We start from the raw sequence: 22458 nt of genomic DNA, 5'->3' as shown, positions 1-22458 counted from the left end.
TGCACATTTATGCAACTCTGAAAAAATTAAACCCACAGTTGCAACGCATCAATTCGGCTTTGCTTTTGACAACATTCGTAATAGGGCTTTTAAGCTTTTTCTATTTTGATATTTGACACATGGCCCACCTATTCCCTATCATTTTACGACAATTGCCCTATTGAGTTCAAAGCCATTGGATACTACGTTTGTTCAAAACTTTAAACCAATAGTATGAAACGTATCAATTTACCCATGTTATCTTTTCTGTTGATCCTATTATGTGCACAGCCAGTTACCATTGCACAAAATGTAAAGGATTATAAAATAAAAATGTTGGGACCGGCCAACTTGAATTTTAGAAAAAGTCCAAAACGAATCGTCATTTCCGATTTTCAGGTCAATTTTCAAACAGCATTGCAGTTAGAGGACAAGAAAAAAGGAGGCAAAATGTGGCGAGGCGGATTAAAAGGAGATGCAAAGGCGTCCTTGACCTTGGTGCTGGACGGGCTCAATATTGAAGACCTTCAACAACTTACCGATAAACTCTTTGAAGAGTACAAGGCGGACCTTGCAGCAAAAGGATTTGAAATAGCTCCCATTGAGGAATTATGGAACCATAGTGCCTATGAGAAAAACCGTGAAAAAAGATGGGATTTGAGGTCTGGTCAAGGTGGAGAAAAAGGAGATGAGTTCGGTGACATAGTAATGCGTCCCACAGGACAAAAATTTATCGTGGCAAAGCAGAATATGGATAACAAGAAAGCTGGACCATTAAAGCTTGCCAATTACGAGGAGCAGGTCGAAATGAAGGTGTCCAACCAGAAAAATGATTTTATTTTCAACAAGGTAGTGCTAAATGTTATTTCTTTTGATAATGCATTGAGCGAAACTACAAGAGCCTTGAACAGACATGCCGGGTACGCACAGGTAAAGGCAGAGACCGATTTTAAGATTGATGGATCCAGTTTCAACAGGTTTGGCATAGGCCAGATGGTTTCCAATCGTGGAGTGGAAGTTGAGGGCGTACTGGAAAAGCAAAAATTTGATGCTTCACAAGGGGCAGATGTTGACAAGCGCGGAATGGATGCCGGGGTGTTCCATGTCTGGAGGGTAGAGGACAAGGAAGACATCAATGTTTCGGTCGTAAAATGCGATTCGGAAAAATATAAGCGGGGTGCTGAAATGGCCATTGAATCGTTTCTGGATGCCACTATCCAAAAGTTGGTGGACAAAGCGAATTAATTCTTCTGCAAAGACTTAAATTATAAAATCAATTGAATTAATTTTAAGCACCAACCATTTTTTGCTTTAATGACCACTTATTACAAATTTCCAATCACCTTTCTATTCTTTTTGATATTCTCAGGACAGTCAATTTTGGCACAGGATTTTAAAAGAGAAATCAAAGCACTAAAGGATACCGCCCAATTGAAGAAGGGCGGCAAGAAAGTGTTGGCATTGAAAGATGTTGGAATGAAGTTTCGGTCTGTCAATATGGACAGTGCCAGATATTATGTCGACTTGGCTTTCAAGGAAGTAGAAGCATTGGATGATGATTATTACAGGGCAAGAATTTGGATGACCTACGGTATTCTTTCATGGGATGCTGGTAGACCTAAAGAAGCATTGGAATATCACATGAAGGCCAGGCCCATTTTGGAAAATTCAAAGGACTACTATGTATTGGGAAGTCTCTATACCAATATATCCAACGCCTATGAGGCCCTTTCTGAATTTGACATCGCTGTGGATTATCAGTTCAAAGCCTTGGAGAACTTTATTGCAGGGAAGGACAGTCTATGGATTGCAGGATCCTATTTGAATTTAGGAAACAGATACAAGCTGGTTCAAGAGCCTGACCTATCACTGGAATATTACCAAAAGGCATTGGCTATGTACAGGAAGATAGGAAACGATTATTTTGTGGCGATGTCCTATAATAGCTTGGCTGCGGCCTATCTTGAAAAAAAGCAGTTTGATAAAGCATTTGAATATGCCAAAAAATCATTTGAGGACTATAAAACCATCGGTGCGAGATTGGATACAGGGTATCCGTTGACGAACATGGCCTTGGCAAGTTGGGCGCTTGGAAATTTTGATGATGCTGAACTTTTTTATAACCAGGCCATAGCCATTCAGGAGGAAAGGGGAGAACGTTTGGCACAGGTTTCCTTAAAAAACGATTTGGCCAATATCTATCTAAAACAGGGAAAAGTAGAGAGAGCGGAAGAATTGGCTTTGACCACATATCAAGAAGCAGATTCAATAGATTACCTTCCAGGTATTGATGTGCTTTCCAAAACCTTGTCCCTGATATATGAAGAAAAACTGGATTTCAAAGAGGCCTATGTTTACCATCAAAAACATAAGGCGGCAAGAGATAGTCTTTACTTTTCCGAAAAAGCGAGGGAAATGTTCAACCTAAAGGAAAAGTACGAGTCGGAGCAGAAGCAAAATGAGATTCTGCGCCAACAAAAGGAGTTGGCAGAAAATGAACTAGCTCTGAAAAACCGGAACAATATGCTTATGGGCAGTGGAGCTCTTCTGGCAATACTGCTCATTGTCGGGTTTGTGATTTTTCGTGAGCAAAAGGTAAAGGAGAAAAACTTTGCACGTGAGACTGCTCTGGAAAAGGCCATGGCAGAGGCCAGGGCACAGGAAAACCTTAAGGAGCAACGTTTGCGGATTGCGCGGGATTTACACGATAATATTGGTTCGCAACTCACCTATTTGACATCGATCACCGATTCGGCAAAGCGCGGAATAGACAAGGGAGAAGTATTTTTAATGGAAAAGCTTACCCAAATGAAACAGTTTTCACTCGTTACTATTTCCGAGCTTCGGGATACCATTTGGGCCATGAACAAGGACGAAATCAGTTTGGAGGATATCAAGGAGCGTACCCAGCAATTGGCCGCGACCGTTCATGAGGCAACGGATGATAAGATCAATGTGAAAATTGAGGGAACCCCAAACAATAAGGTGCTCAATGCCTTTGTGGGGATGAATCTTTTCAGGATTATTCAAGAATCCGTGAACAATGCCGTAAAACATTCAGGGAGTGAACATATTGAAGTCCGGTTTACTGATTTTGATAAAATGGTGCAGATTGAAATAGAGGACTTTGGAAGGGGTTTTGATACATCAAAAGAGTCGACAGGAAACGGACTTCATATAATGTGGAACAGGGCCGAAAAAGCCGGCATTTATTTCAATCAAGAAAGTATAATCGATAAAGGCACCAAGGTAACATTGCAGGTAAAAGCATAATTCTTTCACCATAAAAAGTATAGATTATGAACAAAATCAAGCTGGCCATAGTGGACGACAATACATTCCTGGCTCGTGCCATAAAAGAGAAGTTGTCAGATTTTGAGGATTTAGACATCAAGTACATGGTCTACAACGGTAGTGAGTTGCTGTCCAAATTGGAAAAGAACCACAACCTTGATCTGGTGCTTATGGACATAGAAATGCCCGTGCTGGATGGTATAGAAACCGTTCGTATCGTAAAACAGAAATATCCCCACATTAAGGTGCTCATGCTTACCGTTTTTGATAATGATGAGAATATTTTCAACGCCATTCAGGCCGGTGCCGATGGGTATTTGCTGAAAGAGATTGAAGGACATAAGCTGTACAACGCCATTACCGAGACCATTGAAGGAGGCGCGGCAATGAGTCCTTCCATTGCGGTAAAGACCCTTAAATTATTACGATATCCCGAAAAACAAGAGTCACTGTCCGTACAGGAAGACGACGTTTCGTTAAGTTCACGTGAAAAAGAAGTATTGGAACAACTGGCGGAAGGGTTAAGCTATACGGTGATTGCCAATAATCTCTTCCTATCACCAAGTACGGTAAGGAAGCATATCGAGAATATTTATAGGAAGCTTCAGGTCCACAACAAGTTAGAGGCTGTTCAAAAGGCTAGAAGACAAAGCCTCATATAATATACTCATACAAACCTTTGAATTTATTCATGGGCATGAATGTAGATACCCCGATTTTTAGGACAGGTTTAATATTTTATAGTTAATTTTGGGTCCTACGAAATGAGATTGCTCATAGTGGTCTGTAATTCGGTTAGTTACAAAACATAAGCAAGGCGAAACCCAATAAAATTAAGGGTTAGCGGACGGGGTTCAAATCCTTCCGCGATCACGAATACATCAAAAGCAAGCAAAACATAAAGCTTGCTTTTTTTGTTTTGGGCTGTGTTGATTTTCAAAACGGAACGCTTTGGATATACAATCCTTCCGCGATCAACGCTTGAAACCCCCACTGGGAAATTACCCACAAGAAATTTCCAAAGAATTCTTGCCCACTGAGAATATACCCAATGAAACTAAGCTGACCTTGAGTCACAAAAAATGGGAAGTATGGGGCTATTTTATCAAATGAACAGTTAAACTGGATGTTCCCTACGAAATAATTGGCTACATTTTATCCCTGTTTTGACATCTTTACAACTAGCTTATTGAAATACATGAATTCAGATTTTTACAAAGGCCTAATAGAGAACAATAAAGAATGGGTAGCTTCCAAATTGGCCGCTGATCCAGAATTCTTCAAGAAATTGGAAAAAGGCCAGCAGCCCCCTCTCCTGTGGATAGGTTGTTCCGATAGCCGTGTACCGGCCAATGAGATTATTGGTGCCCAACCCGGTGAGGTGTTTGTTCACCGAAATATTGCCAACATGGTTGTGCATTCCGACATGAATATGCTCAGTGTCCTTGATTACGCTGTCAATGCGCTAAAAATCAACCATATCATTGTATGTGGCCATTACGGCTGCGGTGGTGTAAAGGCTGCGATGGAAAATCATTCCTACGGATTGGTGGACAATTGGATACGGCACATACGTGATGTTTACAGACTTCATCAAAAAACCTTGGAAGAAATTCAAGAACCACAGCATCGGTTTGACTGTTTTGTCGAATTCAATACTCGGGAGCAAGTACTCGATTTGGCCAAAACTTCCATTGTACAGTCGGCATGGAAGAAAGGACAGGCCCTTCACTTGCATGGTTGGGTATATGGAGTTGGAACAGGAATTGTTAAGGACCTTGATGTTAATATGAACTGCAATTCCCAATTGGAGGAATTTTATAGATTGGAAATCAAAGAATAAAATTTCATCCAAATGCTTTGGGTATAAAACCGAAGCCTGATTACACTCTTTTAATTTTGAATTGGAAAGGTAGATGTCTCGCCAATTTCAAGTAGGTTCAGCAATCACTCATCCAATTTCATTAACTCTATATTCCTGAATTCTACAGGATGACCTTCCGCTTGAAGCGCAATATAACCTTCACTGATAATCCGGGGGTGGCCTTTTTCCATAAGTTCCCGAGCAAATTCATCGGTGTCATCATATTGAGGTTTGGCGTATTCCATAACGATCTGGTCATTGACCTTATGAATTATTTTTTCACTCCCGTGCACTTCAACTTCCATTTTTACCCAACTGGAATCGCTAATAGCAGCGTAGCTTGAATTGGTGCAATGTTGGGTGATCAGACTATCATTCATTTCAATATGGGTGCCGGCTGTGCACACATTACCTGTATAACGTTCCGTTTCTCCATCACCCCCAAGTATTTGGGCTTCAACGGCCACCAAGAAAATTTGGTTGAGCGGCAGTTCAGAAGGATGTGGGGAATGAATTTTAATACCACTGTTTTTGAAGGCCCAGGATGGCGAGCCCGGCTCTTGCGCTCCCACAAAGCGATATTCTAATCGCAGCCTGTAGTTCGAAAGCTTTTCTTGATAGAAAATATGGCCAAAATTGTTGTCAAAATTATCGTAGCCATCGTAGCTGACCATTAACTTTCCATCTTTTGCTTGGAAAGTGTTCAGGTAGTTTTCTCCATACTCCTGACCTGTGAATTTTGTGGACCATCCTTTAAGGTCTTTACCATTGAAAATTGATTTCCATTCTATGTCCTTTTTCCGAGCGCAGGAACAAGTCAAAATGAATACGGCCATTATAGCTGGGTATAAGAAACTTTTACTTTTTATCATTTTAGGGTTGCTTATCAGTGTTTTTTGTGTTTACGATTGTAATCTTACGTAAATATTCTGAGTATTTCTTTGGATAGAAATAATGCGGAACGGTCAACGTCATTTTGCTGCAGCGTATCTCACATTTGCCGTTACGAATTTTGCTCTTATTTCTTCCTTTGTACTGGACCATATAAATATAAGTGTTCTTTTTACGCTATCCCTTCCTTAGGAGTAAAGGATAACTTAAATTTGAATGGGCGAATTGCCCTATTGTTCCATATGGCCTCGGTGTTTAGCTTGATTTCTTTCAGATAAACACGGCAAAACAAGAAGATGAATGAAAAATAGAACATTGCCATCAATCCATTGGTGTTTGACATATTTTGCAATTTTTTTACTGGCGCAATCCCTTTATTCACAAACCAAATATACCTTGGGAATAGATTCCGGAACGACCTTTCAAACCATGGACAATTTTGGTGCAGCGGCCTGTTGGTTTGGTGAAGGAGTGGGAAAATATTGGCCCTCAGAAAAGAAAGAGCAAATCGCAAAACTTTTGTTTAGCCAACAAATGGACTCCTTGGGAAATCCGGAAGGTATTGGACTTTCAGCTTGGAGATTCAACATAGGTGCGGGAACCTTTGAGCAAGGCGATGAAAGTGGGATCAAGGATTTTAGAAAGAGAGTGGAATCGTTTATCAACCCTGATGGCAGTTATGATTGGAGCAAGCAGGAAGGATATTTATGGCTGGTGAAAAATGCCAAAGCGTACGGAGTAGAAAAATTGATTGCCTTTTCCAATTCCCCACCGGTATATTTTACCAAAAACGGTCGGGGGTTTAAAACGGAAAAAGATTATACCACCAATTTAAAAGAAGACAAGTTTGATGATTTCGCAGAATTTCTTGCGAATGTGATTTCACATTTCAAAAATGAGGGTCTAACCTTTGATTATATAAGTCCGGTAAATGAACCTCAATGGGATTGGTATGGTAAATTTGGTGAGGCTAAGCAGGAGGGAAGTCCGTGGAGCAATAAGGATATAGCCAAGTTGACCAAATTATTGGATAAATCCCTTAAAGAGAACGACCTGAAAACCGAAATACTGCTTTCAGAATCCGCCATGCTAACCTTTTTATATGAAGGTGAAAGAAACTCCCACAGCCAAGTTGAAGCGCTGTTTAACCCTTCCAGTCCCAATTATGTTGGAAACTTGGAGCATGTTGCCCCTTTAATCGCTGGTCATAGTTATTTCACGGACACCTCTAACGAAAGAATGGTCGATATCCGTAGAAAAGTCAAGCAAGTCACGGAAGAAAATAATATCGCATTTTGGCAATCAGAATATTCCATGCTTGGCGATGGTTTTCGAGAAGGAACAGAGAAAAAACTAACTGCAATGGACTGTGCCCTATTTTTGGCAAAGGTCATCCATTTTGACCTCACGGTTGCAAATGCCAGTGCTTGGCAATTCTGGAACAGTATGGAGCCAGGTAATCCCGATTTTGATACGAGATATTACTTTTTGGCCTTGGAACCCAATGAAGATCACACCGATGGAAATTTTTATCCGGTAAAAACACTCTGGGCCATGGGGCATTACAGTTATTTTGTTAGACCTGGAATGACGCGTATCAAAGTACAGGGTCCAATTTTGTCGGGTGAATTAAATTCAGAACTAATGACGTCGGCATTCATGGATGAAAAAGATGGAAAAATAGTAATGGTACTCATCAATTATTCTTCCGAAGACATCCCAGTGAATTTTGAAACAGAACAGCTTAAAGGATACAAACTTTTCCAACAGTATTTGACCACTGAAGAAACTGGAATGGACTTGAAAAAAACGAAAGAAGGCGATTTGGAGGAGACTGTTGAACTTCCAAAAAGATCCATTTCGACCTTGGTATTTCAAAAGAACAAATTATGAAAAAAAGGATATTGGCGATTGTAGCGGCTTTATTTGGAATTTTAGCTGCAACTGCACAAATTAAAAAGGAAAAATCCGGTTATTTATTCACGTATTTCACTGGGAACAGCGTTGAGGAAGAATCCATTCATTTCGCAGTAAGTCCGGATGGGTTTCATTATTATGCGTTAAATGAAAACAAACCCGTGTTGGATTCCAAAAAGATTAGCTCTACAGGTGGAGTTCGTGACCCACACATTTTACAGGGCGAAGATGGTAATTCATTCTACATGGTGGTTACGGATATGACTTCCCATTTGGGATGGGATTCAAACAGGGGCATGGTATTGCTGAAATCCAATGACTTGGTGAATTGGCGTTCCAGTGTTGTAAATATCCAGAAGAGGTTTAATGGTCATGAAGACTTAAAACGGGTGTGGGCGCCTCAGACCATTTATGATAAAAAGGAAGGGAAATATATGGTCTATTTTTCCATGAAGCATGGAACTGGACCGGATATTATATACTATGCCTATACAAATGATGATTTCACAGATTTGATATGCGAACCGAAGCAGTTGTTCTTCCCTAAAAATGGCAAATCTTGCATTGACGGGGACATCATTGAAAAGGATGGGGTATATCATCTGTTTTATAAAACAGAGGGACATGGAAACGGTATTAAGCATGCCACCACCCAAGATTTAACATCGGGAGATTGGTTAGAGGAAGACGACTACAAACAACAGACTTCTGAGCTGGTAGAGGGGTCCTCCATTTTCAAACTAAACAATTCGGACACCTACATTTTACTGTACGATATGTACACAAAAGGCAGTTACCAGTTTACAAGCTCTACAGATTTAAAAACGTTTGAAATTATTGATGACCAAATATCCATGGATTTCCATCCAAGACATGGTACCGTTTTGCCGATTACTAAAAGTGAGCTTGAACTTTTGTTTGATAAGTGGGGGAAGCCGATGTCCTATCAGAATTAAGGAAGAATTAAATAAAAACCTCTGCAGAGGTAAAATTGATGAGCCCCACTTTAATGCGAAACTACTTTCAGTCCAACTATGGAAGCTATCAATGACGTGATGAAAAATAGTCTCCAAAATGTTAATGGCTCCTTAAATACCAGAATTCCAACTAAAACTGTTCCCACTGCTCCAATGCCTGTCCAAACCGCATATGCTGTTCCAATCGGCAGCTGTTGGGTCACTTTTACAAGGAGAAACATGCTAATGCCCAAGCAAATCAAAAAACCGCCATACCAATAGGTTGTTTCAATTCCGGTAGTTTCTTTAGCCTTTCCAAGACAGGCCGCAAAGGCGACTTCAAAAAGCCCTGCGATTAGTAGTAGTATCCAATTCATAAGCAATTACTTAAATAATGTTTTGATGAAAAATTGTTTTTAAGCCCTGACAGAAAATATTTTACGCAATGGCAATTTGGCTAAAATACTATTGATGCCGGCATTTTTATAGAAAAAATGATGTCCCTCTAAATAAGTATTAAAAATAAATCGCGTTTGTAAATAGAGTTTTTACATATGAATTATTAAATCACTCTTCAAGATTCCAACCAAAGGATAATTTGTTTAAAATCCACCATAAGGTTTATCTTTAGGGAACAAAACAACCTAAAGAAAAAACCATGCTGATTCTTTCCTGGAATGTAAACGGTATCCGAGCTATCACTAAAAAGGGCTTTCTGGAAAATATTGAAAGTATGAATCCAGATGTGCTTTGCATTCAAGAGACCAAGGCGCAGGATCACGAAACTGAAAAGGAGCTATCAGATTTAGGTGATTATAAGCTTTTCTCAAATTCAGCGGAAAAAAAAGGCTATTCCAGTACAGCACTTTTGAGCAAGATATCACCTCTTTCGGTCCAAAATGATATGGGAGTTCCAGAGCACGACTCGGAGGGGAGAATTCAATGTGCAGAATACGATGATTTTTTCTTGGTCAATGTGTATGTTCCCAATTCAGGACAACAGTTGGATCGTTTGGATTATCGCAAGACATGGGATGCCGACTTTCTAAAATATCTCAAAAAACTTGAGGCAAGTAAGCCAGTAATCGTTTGCGGGGATTTTAATGTCGCGCATAGACCAATTGACCTCAAAAACGACAAGTCCAACTACAACAAAACAGCGGGCTATACCCAAGTCGAAATAGATGGAATGGACAATTTTTTGGATTCAGGTTTTGTGGATTCCTTTCGAAAATTACATCCAAATGAGGTGGCCTATACCTATTGGAGCTATCGTTTCAAGTCTCGTGAACGAAATGTAGGATGGCGAATCGACTATTTTTTGGTCAGTCCCCAATTGATGGAGAAAGTAGAATCGGTAGATATTTTTTCAGATGTATATGGCTCGGACCATTGTCCAATAGGATTAAAAATCAACATTTGATTTTACAGTTTTAAAATTGAAATACTTTTGGCAGGTTTCAAATGTTTGTTCTTCCCTTGAATTTGATGGTGAATGTTGTTCCTTCGTTCACCTTGCTCTCCACTTTGATAGTACCCCCTAAACTGGTCACATGGGTGTGCACCAAATAAAGTCCAACCCCTTTGCTGTCCTCATTGCCATGAAACCTTCCATTAAGTTTAAAAATAAGATGGCCCACTTTGTCCATGTCAATACCAAGACCATTATCTGAATAGATCAGTGTTTTTTCGTTATTGGTTTGATGGGTTGTGATGGATATTTTTGGGGGAACCCCCGGTTTTGCATATTTAATGGAGTTGGTGATGAGATTCAAAAAAATACTTTCCATGAAATCACTTTTGAACTGGGTGCTTTCCAATTTGGAAAAATCTATTTGAAAATGAACCCCAGCTTTATCGATAAGTGCCCCTATTGAGTTTTGGACTTTTTGCAGAACTGTTCCAAAACGTACTTCCTTTAAATTTTCTGTCTGAATATCATTTTGTTTATACGAATCAATAAATGCATTCAGCGAATTGTTGACCCCCTCCGCGGAAAGCCTGATGAGACTAAAAATTTCCCTCGTTTCCTCATCGTCTATTTTGGTAAGGTCAATTAAATTGACAAGTGACATGAGGTTGTTTAGTGGAGACCTAAGGTCGTGCGAGGTGGTATAATTTTGTTGTTTGAGCTTTTCATTTACCTCATTGAGTTGGTTTAGATAGGAGATGCGCTCCTTCTCGAGCTTTTTACTGTGGGTAATATCTTTGGCGATAGCATAGATCAAACGCTCGTTTCTCAATGGAATTGAAGTCCAGTGCAACCACACAAGCTCTCCCGATTTGCTAACATACCTATTCTCAAAATTGACCAGCGGCACATTGTTTTTCAATTTTTCCCGATGTGCTGCAGTACGTTCCTTATCCTCGTGATAGATGAATTCGGAAATTAATTTTGATTTCAGTTCTTCTTCGGAATATCCCAAAAGGTTCTTGAAGGCAGGATTTATTTTTACAAAATACCCCTCATAGTCGGCTATACAAAGACAATCTACGGATTGATCAAAAAAGGGCTCTAGTTCCAGGTTCATTTAATTGGTTTTTACAGGCCTAATTCCTTATTTTGTCAGAACTGGACCAAGCTTATTTTGATGTGCTTAAGCGGTTACAAACCTCAATTGTAAATGGTTTTAATTAACGTTCAAAAATAGGCAGATATTGGATTGATTTCTAAAAAATAAGTGGCTTCAACAGAGTCATTGAAATTCGTTACTCCTCTAATTTTTGTTTTCATGTTATACTTTTTTGATTATCAGTTCCTAAATCAAAAGAGTTTCAAACCTTGATGTTTGTTGGGAAAAATCGTTAATTGAAAGTTAAACAATCGGAAATTAATAGTATTACTTTTATATTTGCGCTTGTTGATTTCAAAATGCACATAAAAATGGAAAGATTGATGCAATCTCTTCGTATGGGAATTAATGAAAAATTATATTTAAAAGACCCCGAATCATCAGACTTGGGGAAGAAAATTATTGAACAAAGCATTCTGATGATCAATGAGATAGGGTTTGAAAGCTTTACTTTTAAAAAATTGGGAGCAGCCATTCAATCCAATGAAAGTTCCATCTATCGGTATTTTGAGAATAAGCATAAGCTTTTGCTTTATTTGGCCTCGTGGTATTGGGGGTGGTTGGAGTATCGAATGGTGTTTGCTACTTATGGTATTTCGGATGACGTAAAAAAACTGAAGAAGGCCATAGAGATATTTACCCAAAAAGTAGAGGAAGACAATACGTTCTCGCACATCAACGAAGTCATTTTAAACAAAATAGTCATCAATGAATTTTCCAAATCTTATTTGACCAAGGAAGTGGACAAAGAGAACAAAGAAGGTTACTTTTTAGTTTACAAAAGATTGGTCAATAGGCTTACCGAGATGATTGTTAACGTTGATTGCACCTATCCATATCCCATTAGCTTGGCTAGTACCATTTTTGAAGGATCTCTACATCAATACTTCTTAAAGGAACATTTTCCAGCTCTTACCAACTGTAATGAATCTGTTACTCCACTGGAGTATTTCACAGATTTGATTGACCGAACTTTAAATGTAAAAACGAATGACTAAAGACATTTTGACGGCATGGCAACGATTGGTACGCATGCTCACCTTGGATAAAAAGGACATTTTCCAAGTATTTTACTATGCAATTTTCGCGGGATTGGTAAACCTGTCACTTCCCTTGGGGATACAGGCCATCATTAACCTAATTCAAGGTGCACAGATTAGCACCTCTTGGGTGATACTCGTAATTTTGGTGACCGTTGGTGTGGCCTTTGGAGGAGCTCTGCAGTTGATGCAAATCAGGATTATTGAAAACGTTCAACAGAAAATTTTCACACGATCTTCTTTTGAATTTGCCTATCGATTTCCAAAAATAAAGATGAGCCAATTGAGCAATTATTATCCACCGGAATTGGCCAATCGCTTTTTTGATACCCTTACCATTCAAAAGGCACTCTCTAAAATATTGATTGATTTTCCAGCGGCCCTGCTCCAGATTATTTTCGGATTGCTGCTCCTTTCCTTTTACCACCCATTCTTCATTATTTATGGGTTGCTTTTGGTCCTTTTGATTTATGTGGTGTTCAAATTTACAGCGCAAAAAGGTTTGGAGACCAGTTTGGATGAATCCAAGAACAAGTATAAAGTTGCTCATTGGATTCAGGAAATTGCCCGATCTATTATCAGTTTTAAACTGTCGGGAAAAACGTCCCATGCCATGGACAAAAATGATGCACTCGTAGCAGATTATCTTGAAGCTAGGGAAAGTCATTTTAGGGTAATTGTGCTGCAGTTCATCCAAATGATAGGGTTTAAGGTATTGGTGACTGCTGGCCTACTGCTGATTGGTGGACTTTTGGTTTTGGATCAACAAATGAACATAGGTCAATTTGTAGCTGCGGAAATCATCATTCTTTTGGTGATCAACTCTGTTGAAAAACTGATAACCGGATTGGAAACCTTTTATGACCTACTTACCTCTTTGGAAAAATTGGGCCAAGTGGTTGATAAAGAATTAGAGCCACAACAAGGAGAAACACCTTTTAATGGCTATGATGGCATGACGATTGAGCTTCAAAATGTGGTCTACAAAGTACCAGGCAGGGACAAGAAGGTCCTAGATGATATTTCGTTTACCATTACGCCAGAATGTTCCATCTTATTAAAAGGACCTAGTGGTTCAGGGAGGTCCACTTTACTTCGTCTCATTGCTGGTATTTTGGAACCTGACGAAGGGAAAATTTATGTGAACAATGTTGATTTAAAAGGAATTTACCTCAATAAATATCGCTCCTTTTTAGGACAATCCCTTACCGAAGAGTACCCTTTTGAAGGGACAATGTTGGATAATATCACCTTTGGCGACAAGTCAATCCCAATGGAAGATGTGTACTGGGCCATTGAGAAAACAGGTCTTACCCAATTCGTGAAGGAACAACCGAAAGGGCTTCAAACCATATTGTACCCTGAAGGAAAGAAGATTCCGTACATCATATCCAAAAAGATTGTCTTGGCAAGAAGTATTGTGCATCGACCCAAACTTTTGATTCTTAAAGATCCCCTGGACCAATTTACGAACAAGGAAGCTGATCAAATCATGGACTTTTTAACCGACAAGTCCAATGGATGGGCCTTGGTCATTGTGAGTGAGAACCCAAAATGGGAACGGCTGTGCAATCGCACCATAGCTATTGAAAATGGAAGATTGATTAAAGACTAAGAACCATGCTGAACATATCACATAACAAATTAAATCAGAAGGTAGACATTACGGTATACAAGGCGGGTAAAGTCTTTCACAAGCGACATTACAAGCAATTCAATCGCTTTTTGGCCGTATTTTTTATCATGGGATTCATTGTGCTGTTTCTACCGTGGACACAGACCATCTCCGGTCGTGGTTTCTTAACCACATTGACCCCGGACCAAAGACCCCAGACCATTCAATCCCCCATCCCGGGACGAATTGAAAAATGGTTCGTCAGGGAAGGGGATTATGTAGAAAAGGGAGATACTATTCTTCAAATTTCTGAGGTGAAAAGCGAATATTTTGATCCAAGATTGGTTGAGCGTACCGGACAACAAATTAAGGCCAAGGAAATGTCGGTGACCTCCTATCAAGAAAAAGTGGGCGCGTTGCAGACCCAGATAGGGGCATTGTCCCAAGAACTTCAGTTAAAATTGGAGCAGGCCAGGAATAAATTGATGCAATCCAAACTCAAGGTAAAGAGCGATAGTATCGACCTTGAAGCGGCCAAAACCAACATTACCATAGCACAACGACAGTACGATCGGGTGGACCAACTGGAAAAGGAAGGACTGAAGGCTGTGACCGATTTGGAAGAGAAACGTTTGAAGCTTCAAGAAGCGCAAGCAAAGCTTATCTCACAAGAGAATAAGTTATTGGCCAGTAAAAACGACGTCATCAATGCGCAAGTTGAAATTACTCGGGTTCAGGCGGAGTACACCGACAAGATTTCCAAGGCACGTAGTGACTTGTACTCGGCCCAATCCAATCAATTTGATTCTGAGGCGCAGGTAACCAAGTTGGAGAATGAGTACACCAACTACGAAATGCGGAATAGCCTTCAATTCATCAGGGCACCGCAAAGTGGCTATATCAACAAGGCGCTTCAATCTGGGATTGGAGAGACCTTCAAAGAAGGGGATAGGCTTGTAGGCATTATGCCTGCAAGCTATGATTTGGCTGTTGAAACCTATGTGGCCCCCATTGATTTACCCCTGATTCACGTAGGGGAGAAGGTTCGGGTTCAGTTTGATGGTTGGCCTGCAATCGTATTCAGTGGATGGCCCAATGTTTCTTATGGTACTTTTGGGGGTAAGATTGTGGCCATTGAAACCTTCATCAGCCCAAATGGAAAATATAGGGTACTCTTGGCTCCAGATGAAGAAGAGGCGGAGTGGCCAAAAGATATTCGTGTAGGTTCTGGGGCAAGTACCATGGCCTTGTTGGAGGATGTTCCGATTTGGTTTGAATTGTGGAGACAGCTAAATGGTTTCCCACCCAATTATTATCAACCTCAAAATTCAAACACTGATGGCACTAAGCAGTAGGACAAAGAAGTTATGTTGGATTTTTTTCCTCATCGCTTTTGCTTTGCAAGCCCAACAAGATAGTTTGGTTTTGGGTTTTAAGGAGTATTTGGGATATGTGAAAAAATACCATCCCATTGCCAAACAGGCCCAATTGACCATCGCCGCTGGGCAGGCCAACCTCATGAAGGCAAGGGGAGGTTTTGACCCCAAGGTTGAAGTGGATTACGACCGGAAGCAGTTCAAGGATACGGAGTATTGGGACCGACTCAATACCACCTTTAAAATACCAACATGGTTTGGCATTGAACTCAAAGGGAATTATCAACAGAATGAGGGAGAGTACCTCAGTGCAAGCGAAACCTTGCCCGAAGATGGGCTATATAGTGCCGGAGTGTCCATGTCGTTGCTGGATGGTTTTTGGGCCAACGAGCGTATGGCCACCTTGAGAAAGGCCAAGTTTTTTAGGGAGCAATCCAAGGCGGACCAAGATATCTTGGTGAATGAAGTGCTATATAAAGCATCCATTGCTTATTTCGATTGGATGAGGGCGTACCGCGATGCCGAAGTGTTTAAGGATTTTTTGGACAATGCCGATATTCGGTTTCAGGGAATACGGGAAAGCGCACTTGCGGGTGATATCGCGATTATCGACACCGTTGAGGCCAAAATAGCTGTTCGAAATCGGGAACTAGGCTACGAGCAGGCCAAGGTGGAATTGATGAAGAAATCCCTCGAAGTCTCCAATTTTCTATGGATTGAGGATGTCCCGGTGGAGTTACAGAACGAAGTGACCCCGGACCTCAATATAGAAAGTGAGATTGATGTAACCTTAGAAATTCTCGGCAAACCGCTGGATAGTTTTAGTCTGGAAAATCATCCCAAATTGAGGTCGTTGGAATATAAAATAGACGGCCTTATGGTTGACAAGCGACTCAAGGCCAATAAATTGCTTCCCAAACTGGATGTGGAATACAATTTTCTTACAGAAACACCAGATATGATAAACTCTTTCGTGACCGAGAATTACAAAGGAGGCGTTTCATTTCAATTGCCGTTGTTTTTGCGGAAGGAAAGGGGTGACCTAAAATTGGCCAAATTCAAGCTAATGGATGCCGAGTTTGAACGCGACAATGCACAGGTTGAGATTCAGAATAAGGTGATTGCTATTTATCGGGAGTTGGACTCGTTCATCACCCAGAATGAATTGATAGCGAATATCGTTCAAGATTACAGTACTATGTTGGATGCGGAGGAGCGTAAGTTCAGTTTTGGAGAAAGTTCCTTGTTTTTGGTCAATTCAAGGGAAAGTAAGTTGATTGATGCATATCTGAAACGGAACGAAATGCAGAACAAATTTTTTCATACCAAAGCCAAATTGTTCAAGAGCCTGGCCATTAACCCCGAAAACTTGTAACCAGTCCCTGTTAAAGATGTTTAATGTTTAAGTAAAAAACTTAAACGTTTTGTATCTTTACAAAAAACAAGGACAATGGCTAAAAAGAAGAATATTTCCAAGCAGCAAATAGTCTCCTGGTTCATGGATTATGTACTGGAGCACGACCAAGAACCAGCTTCGGTATATAAGTTTTGCAAGGCTTACAATCTGGAAGAGAGCAGTTTTTATGACTACTTTGGGTCGTTTGGTTCGATTAAATCTTCCATATTCTCAACGTTTCTTGATAATACCTTGGAGTTACTTCAAAAAGATGAGGCGTATATCAATTCCAATGCCCGAAATCAGCTATTAAGTTTCTACTATACCTTTTTTGAGATTTTGACGGCCAATAGGAGCTATGTTGTTTTGGTCCTACGAAGTAAAAAGCAGGTATTGGACAATCTAAAAACACTGCATAAACTTCGGGAAGGCTTTACTACTTATGTGGATAGCTTGGACATAAAAACCTTGGATATTGACCAAGAGCAGATAAAAAAGTTTCAGCGTAAGGCCATTTCAGAAGGTGCATGGGGGCAGCTATTGTTTACCCTAAAATTTTGGTTGGATGACAACTCGCCTTCCTTTGAAAAAACGGATATCCTTATTGAGAAATCCGTGAACAGTTCTTTTGATGTTTTGGAAGCGACCCCATTGCAAAGTCTTGTGGACTTGGGGAAGTTTATTTTCAAGGAAAAAATGGCGATGTCGTAAATGAAAACAATAGATAGTATCCCCACTTCCAAAATCCAGCGTGCTACGAAATTGGTACAAACTGGAGCCAAAGTCGGTGTAAATTACATCAAGTACTATGGTAATAAGATGGCCACTTCAGAAGCGGAGGCCAAGGAAAAACTCAATCAAGACAATGCAGAGGATATTTATGGTAGTCTCCGGGAATTAAAAGGTAGTGCGCTTAAAGTGGCGCAGATGCTGAGCATGGAAAAGAACATGTTGCCAAGGGCTTATGTAGAAAAATTTTCCTTGTCCCAGTTTTCCGTGCCGCCGTTGTCCGCACCTTTGGTGAACAAAACCTTCAAAAAGTATTTTGGAAAGTCCCCATCCGAAGTTTACGATGCTTTCAACCCCGAAGCGGTACACGGTGCCAGTATCGGACAAGTCCATCAAGCTGAAAAAGATGGAAAGAAGCTGGCCGTAAAAATTCAATATCCTGGGGTTTCGGATAGTATTGCCACGGATTTGGCCCTTGTAAAGCCCATCGCCCTAAAAATGTTCAATATTAAGGGGAAGGACAGCGATAAATATTTTAAGGAAGTCAGGGATAAGTTGATGGAAGAGACCAATTATCTGTTGGAAGTTGAACAAAGCCAAAGTATTGTGGAAGCCTGTGGCCACCTGCCCAATCTCAAATTCCCATCCTACTATGCAAATCTTTCTTCAGAAAAAATCATAACGATGGATTGGATGGATGGGGAACATCTTTCCGAATTTACAGCACACAATACTGACAGCGGGGTGTCCAATGTTTTAGGCCAGGCCCTTTGGGACTTTTACATGTACCAAATTCACCGTTTGAAGAAAGTCCATGCGGACCCACATCCAGGTAACTTTTTGGTGTCCAGGGATAATCAGTTGGTAGTGTTGGATTTCGGTTGCATCAAAGCGATACCGGATTCATTTTACGTTCCTTATTTTGAATTGGCCCGAAAGGAAAACATCTCCAATCCTGAGTTTTTTCAACAGAAACTCTTTGAGCTGGAAATCCTTCGTCCTGAAGATTCACCCGAAGAAATTAAATTCTTTACGGCCATGTTTCAAGAAATGCTGAGCCTGTTTACCCAACCGTTCCATAATGAGGTCTTTGATTTCTCGGACGAGGTCTTTTTTGGAAAAATAACAGAACTCGGTAAAAAATATGCACAAAACACTGAACTGCGACGAATGGACGCCAACCGTGGTTCAAAGCATTTTATTTATATCAACAGAACGTTCTTTGGACTCTACAACCTCATGCACGACCTCAAGGCCAATCATGTTCAGGTTAATAATTTCAATACGCTATGAGGTGTTTTACGCAATCGGACTTGGATTCCATGGACAGGCTGTATCGCATAAATTTGGTGAATAGTCTGTCCGGTTTTAAATCTGCCAATCTAATCGCAACTGCGGATGACCAAGGTAATCAGAACGTAGCGGTTTTTAGTTCGGTAATCCATTTGGGTTCTGACCCGGCCGTTCTGGGATTTGTGCAAAGACCCACCACGGTAGCAAGAAACTCCTACGACAATATAAAACAGACCGGTTTTTACAGCATAAACCATATTTCAAAGGAGATTATGGAAGATGGGCACCATACTTCGGCTAAGTACCCCAAGGGTGTATCGGAGTTTGAGATGACCAACTTACAATCTGAATATATTGCTGATTTCAAAGCTCCATTTGTGGCCCAAGCACCTATTAAGGTGGCCATGAGATTTGCGGAGGAATATCCTATAAAACTGAACGGGACCATCCTAGTGGTGGGTGAAATACTTTCGGTTTATATTCAAGATGACCTGCTTGAGGAAGATGGATTTGTAAACCTTTCCAAAGGAAACATTGTCAGTATTAATGGTCTTGATGGATACACTTTGCCCCAACTACAAACAAGATATCCCTATCAACGTCCCAAGAAATAAAAAGACATTATAAATGCGGATTCTCATCACAGGAACAACGGGTTATATTGCCAAGCGATTGGTACTGAATCTGCTGGCGAAAGACCATCAAATCATTTGTTGTGTGCGTGATTTAAACCGGATTCCAGATGAAATTGAGTCCAAAAATGGGATTGAATTCATTAAAGTGGACTTTTTGGAAACGGAGGACGTTGTGTTTCCTGAAGACATTGATGTTGCTTATTACCTGATTCATTCCATGGCAGCTACAGGTGATAATTTCGAAGACCTAGAGCAACAATGTGCGCAAAATTTCAAGAGTTTAATTGAAAAAACAGCTTGTCGACAAGTCGTTTATTTAGGGGGCATTGTGAATGATGCATCCCTTTCCAAACATTTAAAATCCCGGTTGGCCGTGGAAAAGACCTTAAGGTCTGATGCGTATGCGCTGACCACTTTTAGGGCGGGTATTATTGTGGGAAGTGGTAGTGCTTCCTTTGAAATTATCCGTGATATTGTGGAAAAACTTCCAGTTATGGTCGCTCCTAAATGGTTGAACACGCGAACGCAGCCAATCGCCATTCGGGATGTGCTCCATTTCTTGGAACGGGCAGCTGGAACAGAGGAGGTCATGAACCAATCCTTTGACATATGTGGGCCGGAGATTCTTACCTACAAGCAAATGTTGTATCAATTCGGACAGGTACGCGGATTAAAACGATATATTCTTACCCTGCCTGTGCTCACCCCGCGATTGTCATCCTATTGGCTCTATTTTGTGACATCCACTTCTTTTAATTTAGCCAAGGCATTGGTGGATAGTATGAAGGTGGAGGTAATCGCCAAACCAAGTCAAATCAATGGAATTTTAGGAGTACGACCGTTATCCTATAAAGAAGCGGTGCGACTCGCATTTCAAAAAATCGAACAAAACTCGGTCATTTCCAGTTGGAAGGATGCCATCAGCAGCGGAGTTTTCCATGACCAATTGTCCGACCATATTCAGGTGCCCAACCACGGTTGTTTTAAAGACGTGCGTTCGAAAACTGTTTTGGATGAAACCTATACGCTCAATAAAATCTGGTCTATTGGTGGAACAAATGGTTGGTATGGATTTAATCTGCTTTGGCGCATTCGTGGGTATTTGGACAAAGTTTTTGGTGGTGTGGGACTTCGCAGAGGGCGCAGACACGATACCAATTTGGAAGCAGGAGACCCCTTGGATTTTTGGCGGGTTTTGTTGGCCGATAAAAAACAAAAACGATTGCTCCTGTTCGCTGAGATGAAGTTGCCGGGTGAGGCCTGGTTGGAGTTCAAAATAGTGAAGAACACCTTGTTTCAGCGGGCTGTTTTTAGACCAAAAGGGCTTTGGGGACGCCTGTATTGGTACATGGTACTGCCATTTCATGCTTTTGTGTTCCGGGGGATGATCAATGCTTTGGTGGGCAAATGAAAAAAGCAAGTATCCGTTTTCCACACCAACTTTTTAAAAATTTGGATTTGCTTCCCAAAGATGCTCCTGTTTTTTTGGTGGAAGAAACCTTGTTTTTTAATCAATATAATTTTCACAAGCAGAAAATCTTGTTCCACCGGGCTAGCATGAAATTTTATGCCGATTACCTTTCTGAAAGCGGTTACAAAGTTCATTATGTGGAGGCCCAGCAAGAGCAGTCGGACATAAGGGTGCTGCTGAAAGAGTTGAGAACTGAAGGATATGTAGAGTTTCATATTATCGACCCAACGGACAATTGGCTGGAGAAACGAATTAAATCAAGTACTTCTGGGGTCGATATCAAGTGGTCTGATTCTCCACTTTTTTTGAACACCACGGATGATTTGTCGCATTTCTTCAAACCCAACAAGAAGAATTTTTTTCAGACATCGTTTTACAAACAGCAGCGTCAAAAACGTAATATTTTGATGGAAGGTGAGAATCCAAAAGGTGGGAAGTGGACTTTTGATGTGGACAATCGGAAGCGATATCCCAAGAATGGAACCCCTCCGGCCATCTCTTTCCCTGATGCGGATGCTTATTTTGAAGCAGGCAAAGCTTATGTCGAATCCCATTACAAGGACAACATTGGAGCACTTTCACCAACACCGTTGTATCCCATCAATTTTGAGTCGGCCGAACGTTGGTTCCAAGATTTTTTGGAAAACCGGTTTCATAAATTTGGAGATTATGAAGATGCCTTGGTAAAGGATGCTTCATATCTGCACCACAGTATTTTGACCCCTATGCTTAATGTGGGTTTGCTATCTGTTGAAGCTATTTTGCATACATCGCTTTCATTTGCTGAAGAGCACAAGGTGCCCATCAACTCGGTGGAAGGATTTGTACGACAGATTATGGGTTGGCGCGAGTTCATCCGGGGGATGTATCACGTAAAAGGAACCGAAGAACGAACCCGTAATTTCTGGGGCTACTCCAGAAAGATTCCAAAGTCATTTTATGATGGAACCACTGGAATCATACCTGTAGATATTACCATTAAAAAGGTCTTGAAAACGGGCTATGCGCATCACATAGAACGATTGATGGTGCTCTGCAACTTTATGTTGTTGTGTGAGTTCGATCCCGATGCTATTTACCAATGGTTCATGGAATTGTTCATTGATGCCTATGATTGGGTAATGGTGCCCAATGTCTACGGCATGGGGCTTTTTGCGGATGGAGGACTTATGAGCACTAAGCCGTACATCAGTAGTAGCAATTACATCAACAAAATGGGAGATTATGCAGGAGGAAAATGGGAAGAAATTTGGGATGGCCTCTTTTGGAATTTTATGGACAAGAATCGTGTTTTTTTTGAGCAGAATCCAAGACTGGGTATGCTACTCCGCAATTTTGATAGAATGAAACCCGAAACCAAAGTAACGCACCTGCAAAATGCGAAGATGTATTTAGAGCAACTGGATGCTTCTTAAATTTTAGTATGAAT

The 22458-nt window shown here is 40.6% G+C and carries 19 protein-coding genes; 16 read left to right on the top strand and 3 right to left on the bottom strand.

The genetic code is table 11. From position 1 onward, the window contains the following. Nucleotides 1–213: 213 nt before the first annotated feature. The 4 genes from ACFSJE_RS04055 to can all read left to right on the top strand — a co-directional run bounded on the left by ACFSJE_RS04055 (nt 214) and on the right by can (nt 5116). Nucleotides 214–1224, top strand: a complete 1011-nt coding sequence (locus ACFSJE_RS04055) for a hypothetical protein (RefSeq protein WP_379829700.1) — start codon at nt 214–216, stop codon at nt 1222–1224. A gap of 69 nt (nt 1225–1293) precedes the next feature. Further along, nucleotides 1294–3252 carry a tetratricopeptide repeat-containing sensor histidine kinase gene (locus ACFSJE_RS04050; protein WP_379829699.1) on the top strand — a complete coding sequence of 653 codons (1959 nt, stop codon included), beginning with the start codon at nt 1294–1296 and terminating at the stop codon, nt 3250–3252. A gap of 26 nt (nt 3253–3278) precedes the next feature. After that, complete coding sequence (locus ACFSJE_RS04045) at nt 3279–3935, top strand: response regulator (protein ID WP_379829698.1); 657 nt, start codon at nt 3279–3281, stop codon at nt 3933–3935. A 536-nt stretch (nt 3936–4471) separates the two neighbouring features. Beyond that, nucleotides 4472–5116 (top strand): carbonate dehydratase, encoded by a 645-nt coding sequence (gene can / locus ACFSJE_RS04040; protein ID WP_379829697.1) that lies wholly within the window; start codon nt 4472–4474, stop codon nt 5114–5116. Nucleotides 5117–5220: 104 nt separating this feature from the next. Here can and ACFSJE_RS04035 read toward each other — a convergent pair whose 3' ends face one another. Beyond that, entirely contained in the window at nt 5221–5973 is a 753-nt protein-coding gene (locus ACFSJE_RS04035) for a 3-keto-disaccharide hydrolase (RefSeq protein WP_379829696.1), read from the bottom strand. A gap of 355 nt (nt 5974–6328) precedes the next feature. Here ACFSJE_RS04035 and ACFSJE_RS04030 point away from each other — a divergent pair, with 355 nt between their 5' ends. Both ACFSJE_RS04030 and ACFSJE_RS04025 read left to right on the top strand, forming a co-directional pair. Further along, entirely contained in the window at nt 6329–7921 is a 1593-nt protein-coding gene (locus ACFSJE_RS04030; RefSeq protein WP_379829695.1) for a glycoside hydrolase, read from the top strand. After that, nucleotides 7918–8901: a glycoside hydrolase family 43 protein gene (locus ACFSJE_RS04025; RefSeq protein ID WP_379829694.1), complete on the top strand. Its 984-nt coding sequence runs from the start codon at nt 7918–7920 to the stop codon at nt 8899–8901. Before ACFSJE_RS04030 ends, ACFSJE_RS04025 begins: the two co-directional genes overlap by 4 nt. Nucleotides 8902–8951: 50 nt before the next feature. On the opposite strand, the gene ACFSJE_RS04020 is transcribed toward ACFSJE_RS04025, so the two are convergent. Beyond that, complete coding sequence (locus ACFSJE_RS04020; RefSeq protein ID WP_379829693.1) at nt 8952–9278, bottom strand: DMT family transporter; 327 nt, start codon at nt 9276–9278, stop codon at nt 8952–8954. A gap of 281 nt (nt 9279–9559) precedes the next feature. On the opposite strand from ACFSJE_RS04020, the gene ACFSJE_RS04015 reads away from it, so the two are divergent. Then, the gene (locus tag ACFSJE_RS04015; RefSeq protein ID WP_379829692.1) at nt 9560–10324 is read left to right on the top strand and encodes an exodeoxyribonuclease III; all 765 of its coding nucleotides are present in this window, start codon (nt 9560–9562) and stop codon (nt 10322–10324) included. 37 nt (nt 10325–10361) lie between these two features. Here the strand turns inward: ACFSJE_RS04015 and ACFSJE_RS04010 are convergent, their stop codons facing one another. After that, nucleotides 10362–11432 carry a PAS domain-containing sensor histidine kinase gene (locus ACFSJE_RS04010; RefSeq protein WP_379829691.1) on the bottom strand — a complete coding sequence of 357 codons (1071 nt, stop codon included), beginning with the start codon at nt 11430–11432 and terminating at the stop codon, nt 10362–10364. A gap of 353 nt (nt 11433–11785) precedes the next feature. Between ACFSJE_RS04010 and ACFSJE_RS04005 the strand changes: the two genes are divergently transcribed. The 9 genes from ACFSJE_RS04005 (at nt 11786) to ACFSJE_RS03965 (ending at nt 22444) form a co-directional block, all read left to right on the top strand. Next, complete coding sequence (locus ACFSJE_RS04005) at nt 11786–12472, top strand: TetR/AcrR family transcriptional regulator (RefSeq protein ID WP_379829690.1); 687 nt, start codon at nt 11786–11788, stop codon at nt 12470–12472. Continuing rightward, nucleotides 12465–14129, top strand: coding sequence for a peptidase domain-containing ABC transporter (locus ACFSJE_RS04000; RefSeq protein WP_379829689.1), 1665 nt, complete (start codon nt 12465–12467; stop codon nt 14127–14129). The genes ACFSJE_RS04005 and ACFSJE_RS04000 overlap by 8 nt, the downstream gene beginning before the upstream one ends. A 5-nt stretch (nt 14130–14134) precedes the next feature. Beyond that, nucleotides 14135–15484, top strand: coding sequence for an HlyD family secretion protein (locus ACFSJE_RS03995; protein WP_379829688.1), 1350 nt, complete (start codon nt 14135–14137; stop codon nt 15482–15484). Next, the gene (locus ACFSJE_RS03990) at nt 15468–16880 is read left to right on the top strand and encodes a TolC family protein (protein ID WP_379829687.1); all 1413 of its coding nucleotides are present in this window, start codon (nt 15468–15470) and stop codon (nt 16878–16880) included. The genes ACFSJE_RS03995 and ACFSJE_RS03990 overlap by 17 nt, the downstream gene beginning before the upstream one ends. Before the next feature lie 75 nt (nt 16881–16955). Next, a complete protein-coding gene (locus ACFSJE_RS03985; RefSeq protein WP_379829686.1) occupies nt 16956–17612 on the top strand; it encodes a TetR/AcrR family transcriptional regulator in 657 nt (218 codons plus the stop codon). Next, a complete protein-coding gene (locus tag ACFSJE_RS03980) occupies nt 17613–18923 on the top strand; it encodes an ABC1 kinase family protein (RefSeq protein ID WP_379829685.1) in 1311 nt (436 codons plus the stop codon). Further along, nucleotides 18920–19537, top strand: coding sequence for a flavin reductase family protein (locus ACFSJE_RS03975; RefSeq protein WP_379829684.1), 618 nt, complete (start codon nt 18920–18922; stop codon nt 19535–19537). Before ACFSJE_RS03980 ends, ACFSJE_RS03975 begins: the two co-directional genes overlap by 4 nt. Before the next feature lie 13 nt (nt 19538–19550). Continuing rightward, complete coding sequence (locus ACFSJE_RS03970; protein WP_379829683.1) at nt 19551–20969, top strand: SDR family oxidoreductase; 1419 nt, start codon at nt 19551–19553, stop codon at nt 20967–20969. Continuing rightward, nucleotides 20966–22444, top strand: a complete 1479-nt coding sequence (locus ACFSJE_RS03965) for a cryptochrome/photolyase family protein (protein ID WP_379829682.1) — start codon at nt 20966–20968, stop codon at nt 22442–22444. The genes ACFSJE_RS03970 and ACFSJE_RS03965 overlap by 4 nt, the downstream gene beginning before the upstream one ends. Nucleotides 22445–22458: the final 14 nt, after the last annotated feature.

The organism is Flagellimonas iocasae, from assembly GCF_042682725.1.
GTDB classification, from domain to species: Bacteria; Bacteroidota; Bacteroidia; order Flavobacteriales; family Flavobacteriaceae; genus Flagellimonas; species Flagellimonas iocasae.
The sequence above is the reverse complement of the archived record's forward strand: the minus strand, read 5'-3'. Positions and strand labels throughout refer to the sequence as shown.

Bases quoted from the DNA above. Each gene is read 5' to 3' on its own strand.
- ACFSJE_RS04055 (WP_379829700.1), top strand. From the start codon at position 214: ATGAAACGTATCAATTTACCCATGTTATCTTTTCTGTTGATCCTATTA.
- ACFSJE_RS04050 (WP_379829699.1), top strand. From the start codon at position 1,294: ATGACCACTTATTACAAATTTCCAATCACCTTTCTATTCTTTTTGATA.
- ACFSJE_RS04045 (WP_379829698.1), top strand. From the start codon at position 3,279: ATGAACAAAATCAAGCTGGCCATAGTGGACGACAATACATTCCTGGCT.
- can (WP_379829697.1), top strand. From the start codon at position 4,472: ATGAATTCAGATTTTTACAAAGGCCTAATAGAGAACAATAAAGAATGG.
- ACFSJE_RS04035 (WP_379829696.1), bottom strand. From the start codon at position 5,973: ATGGCCGTATTCATTTTGACTTGTTCCTGCGCTCGGAAAAAGGACATA.
- ACFSJE_RS04030 (WP_379829695.1), top strand. From the start codon at position 6,329: ATGAAAAATAGAACATTGCCATCAATCCATTGGTGTTTGACATATTTT.
- ACFSJE_RS04025 (WP_379829694.1), top strand. From the start codon at position 7,918: ATGAAAAAAAGGATATTGGCGATTGTAGCGGCTTTATTTGGAATTTTA.
- ACFSJE_RS04020 (WP_379829693.1), bottom strand. From the start codon at position 9,278: ATGAATTGGATACTACTACTAATCGCAGGGCTTTTTGAAGTCGCCTTT.
- ACFSJE_RS04015 (WP_379829692.1), top strand. From the start codon at position 9,560: ATGCTGATTCTTTCCTGGAATGTAAACGGTATCCGAGCTATCACTAAA.
- ACFSJE_RS04010 (WP_379829691.1), bottom strand. From the start codon at position 11,432: ATGAACCTGGAACTAGAGCCCTTTTTTGATCAATCCGTAGATTGTCTT.
- ACFSJE_RS04005 (WP_379829690.1), top strand. From the start codon at position 11,786: ATGGAAAGATTGATGCAATCTCTTCGTATGGGAATTAATGAAAAATTA.
- ACFSJE_RS04000 (WP_379829689.1), top strand. From the start codon at position 12,465: ATGACTAAAGACATTTTGACGGCATGGCAACGATTGGTACGCATGCTC.
- ACFSJE_RS03995 (WP_379829688.1), top strand. From the start codon at position 14,135: ATGCTGAACATATCACATAACAAATTAAATCAGAAGGTAGACATTACG.
- ACFSJE_RS03990 (WP_379829687.1), top strand. From the start codon at position 15,468: ATGGCACTAAGCAGTAGGACAAAGAAGTTATGTTGGATTTTTTTCCTC.
- ACFSJE_RS03985 (WP_379829686.1), top strand. From the start codon at position 16,956: ATGGCTAAAAAGAAGAATATTTCCAAGCAGCAAATAGTCTCCTGGTTC.
- ACFSJE_RS03980 (WP_379829685.1), top strand. From the start codon at position 17,613: ATGAAAACAATAGATAGTATCCCCACTTCCAAAATCCAGCGTGCTACG.
- ACFSJE_RS03975 (WP_379829684.1), top strand. From the start codon at position 18,920: ATGAGGTGTTTTACGCAATCGGACTTGGATTCCATGGACAGGCTGTAT.
- ACFSJE_RS03970 (WP_379829683.1), top strand. From the start codon at position 19,551: ATGCGGATTCTCATCACAGGAACAACGGGTTATATTGCCAAGCGATTG.
- ACFSJE_RS03965 (WP_379829682.1), top strand. From the start codon at position 20,966: ATGAAAAAAGCAAGTATCCGTTTTCCACACCAACTTTTTAAAAATTTG.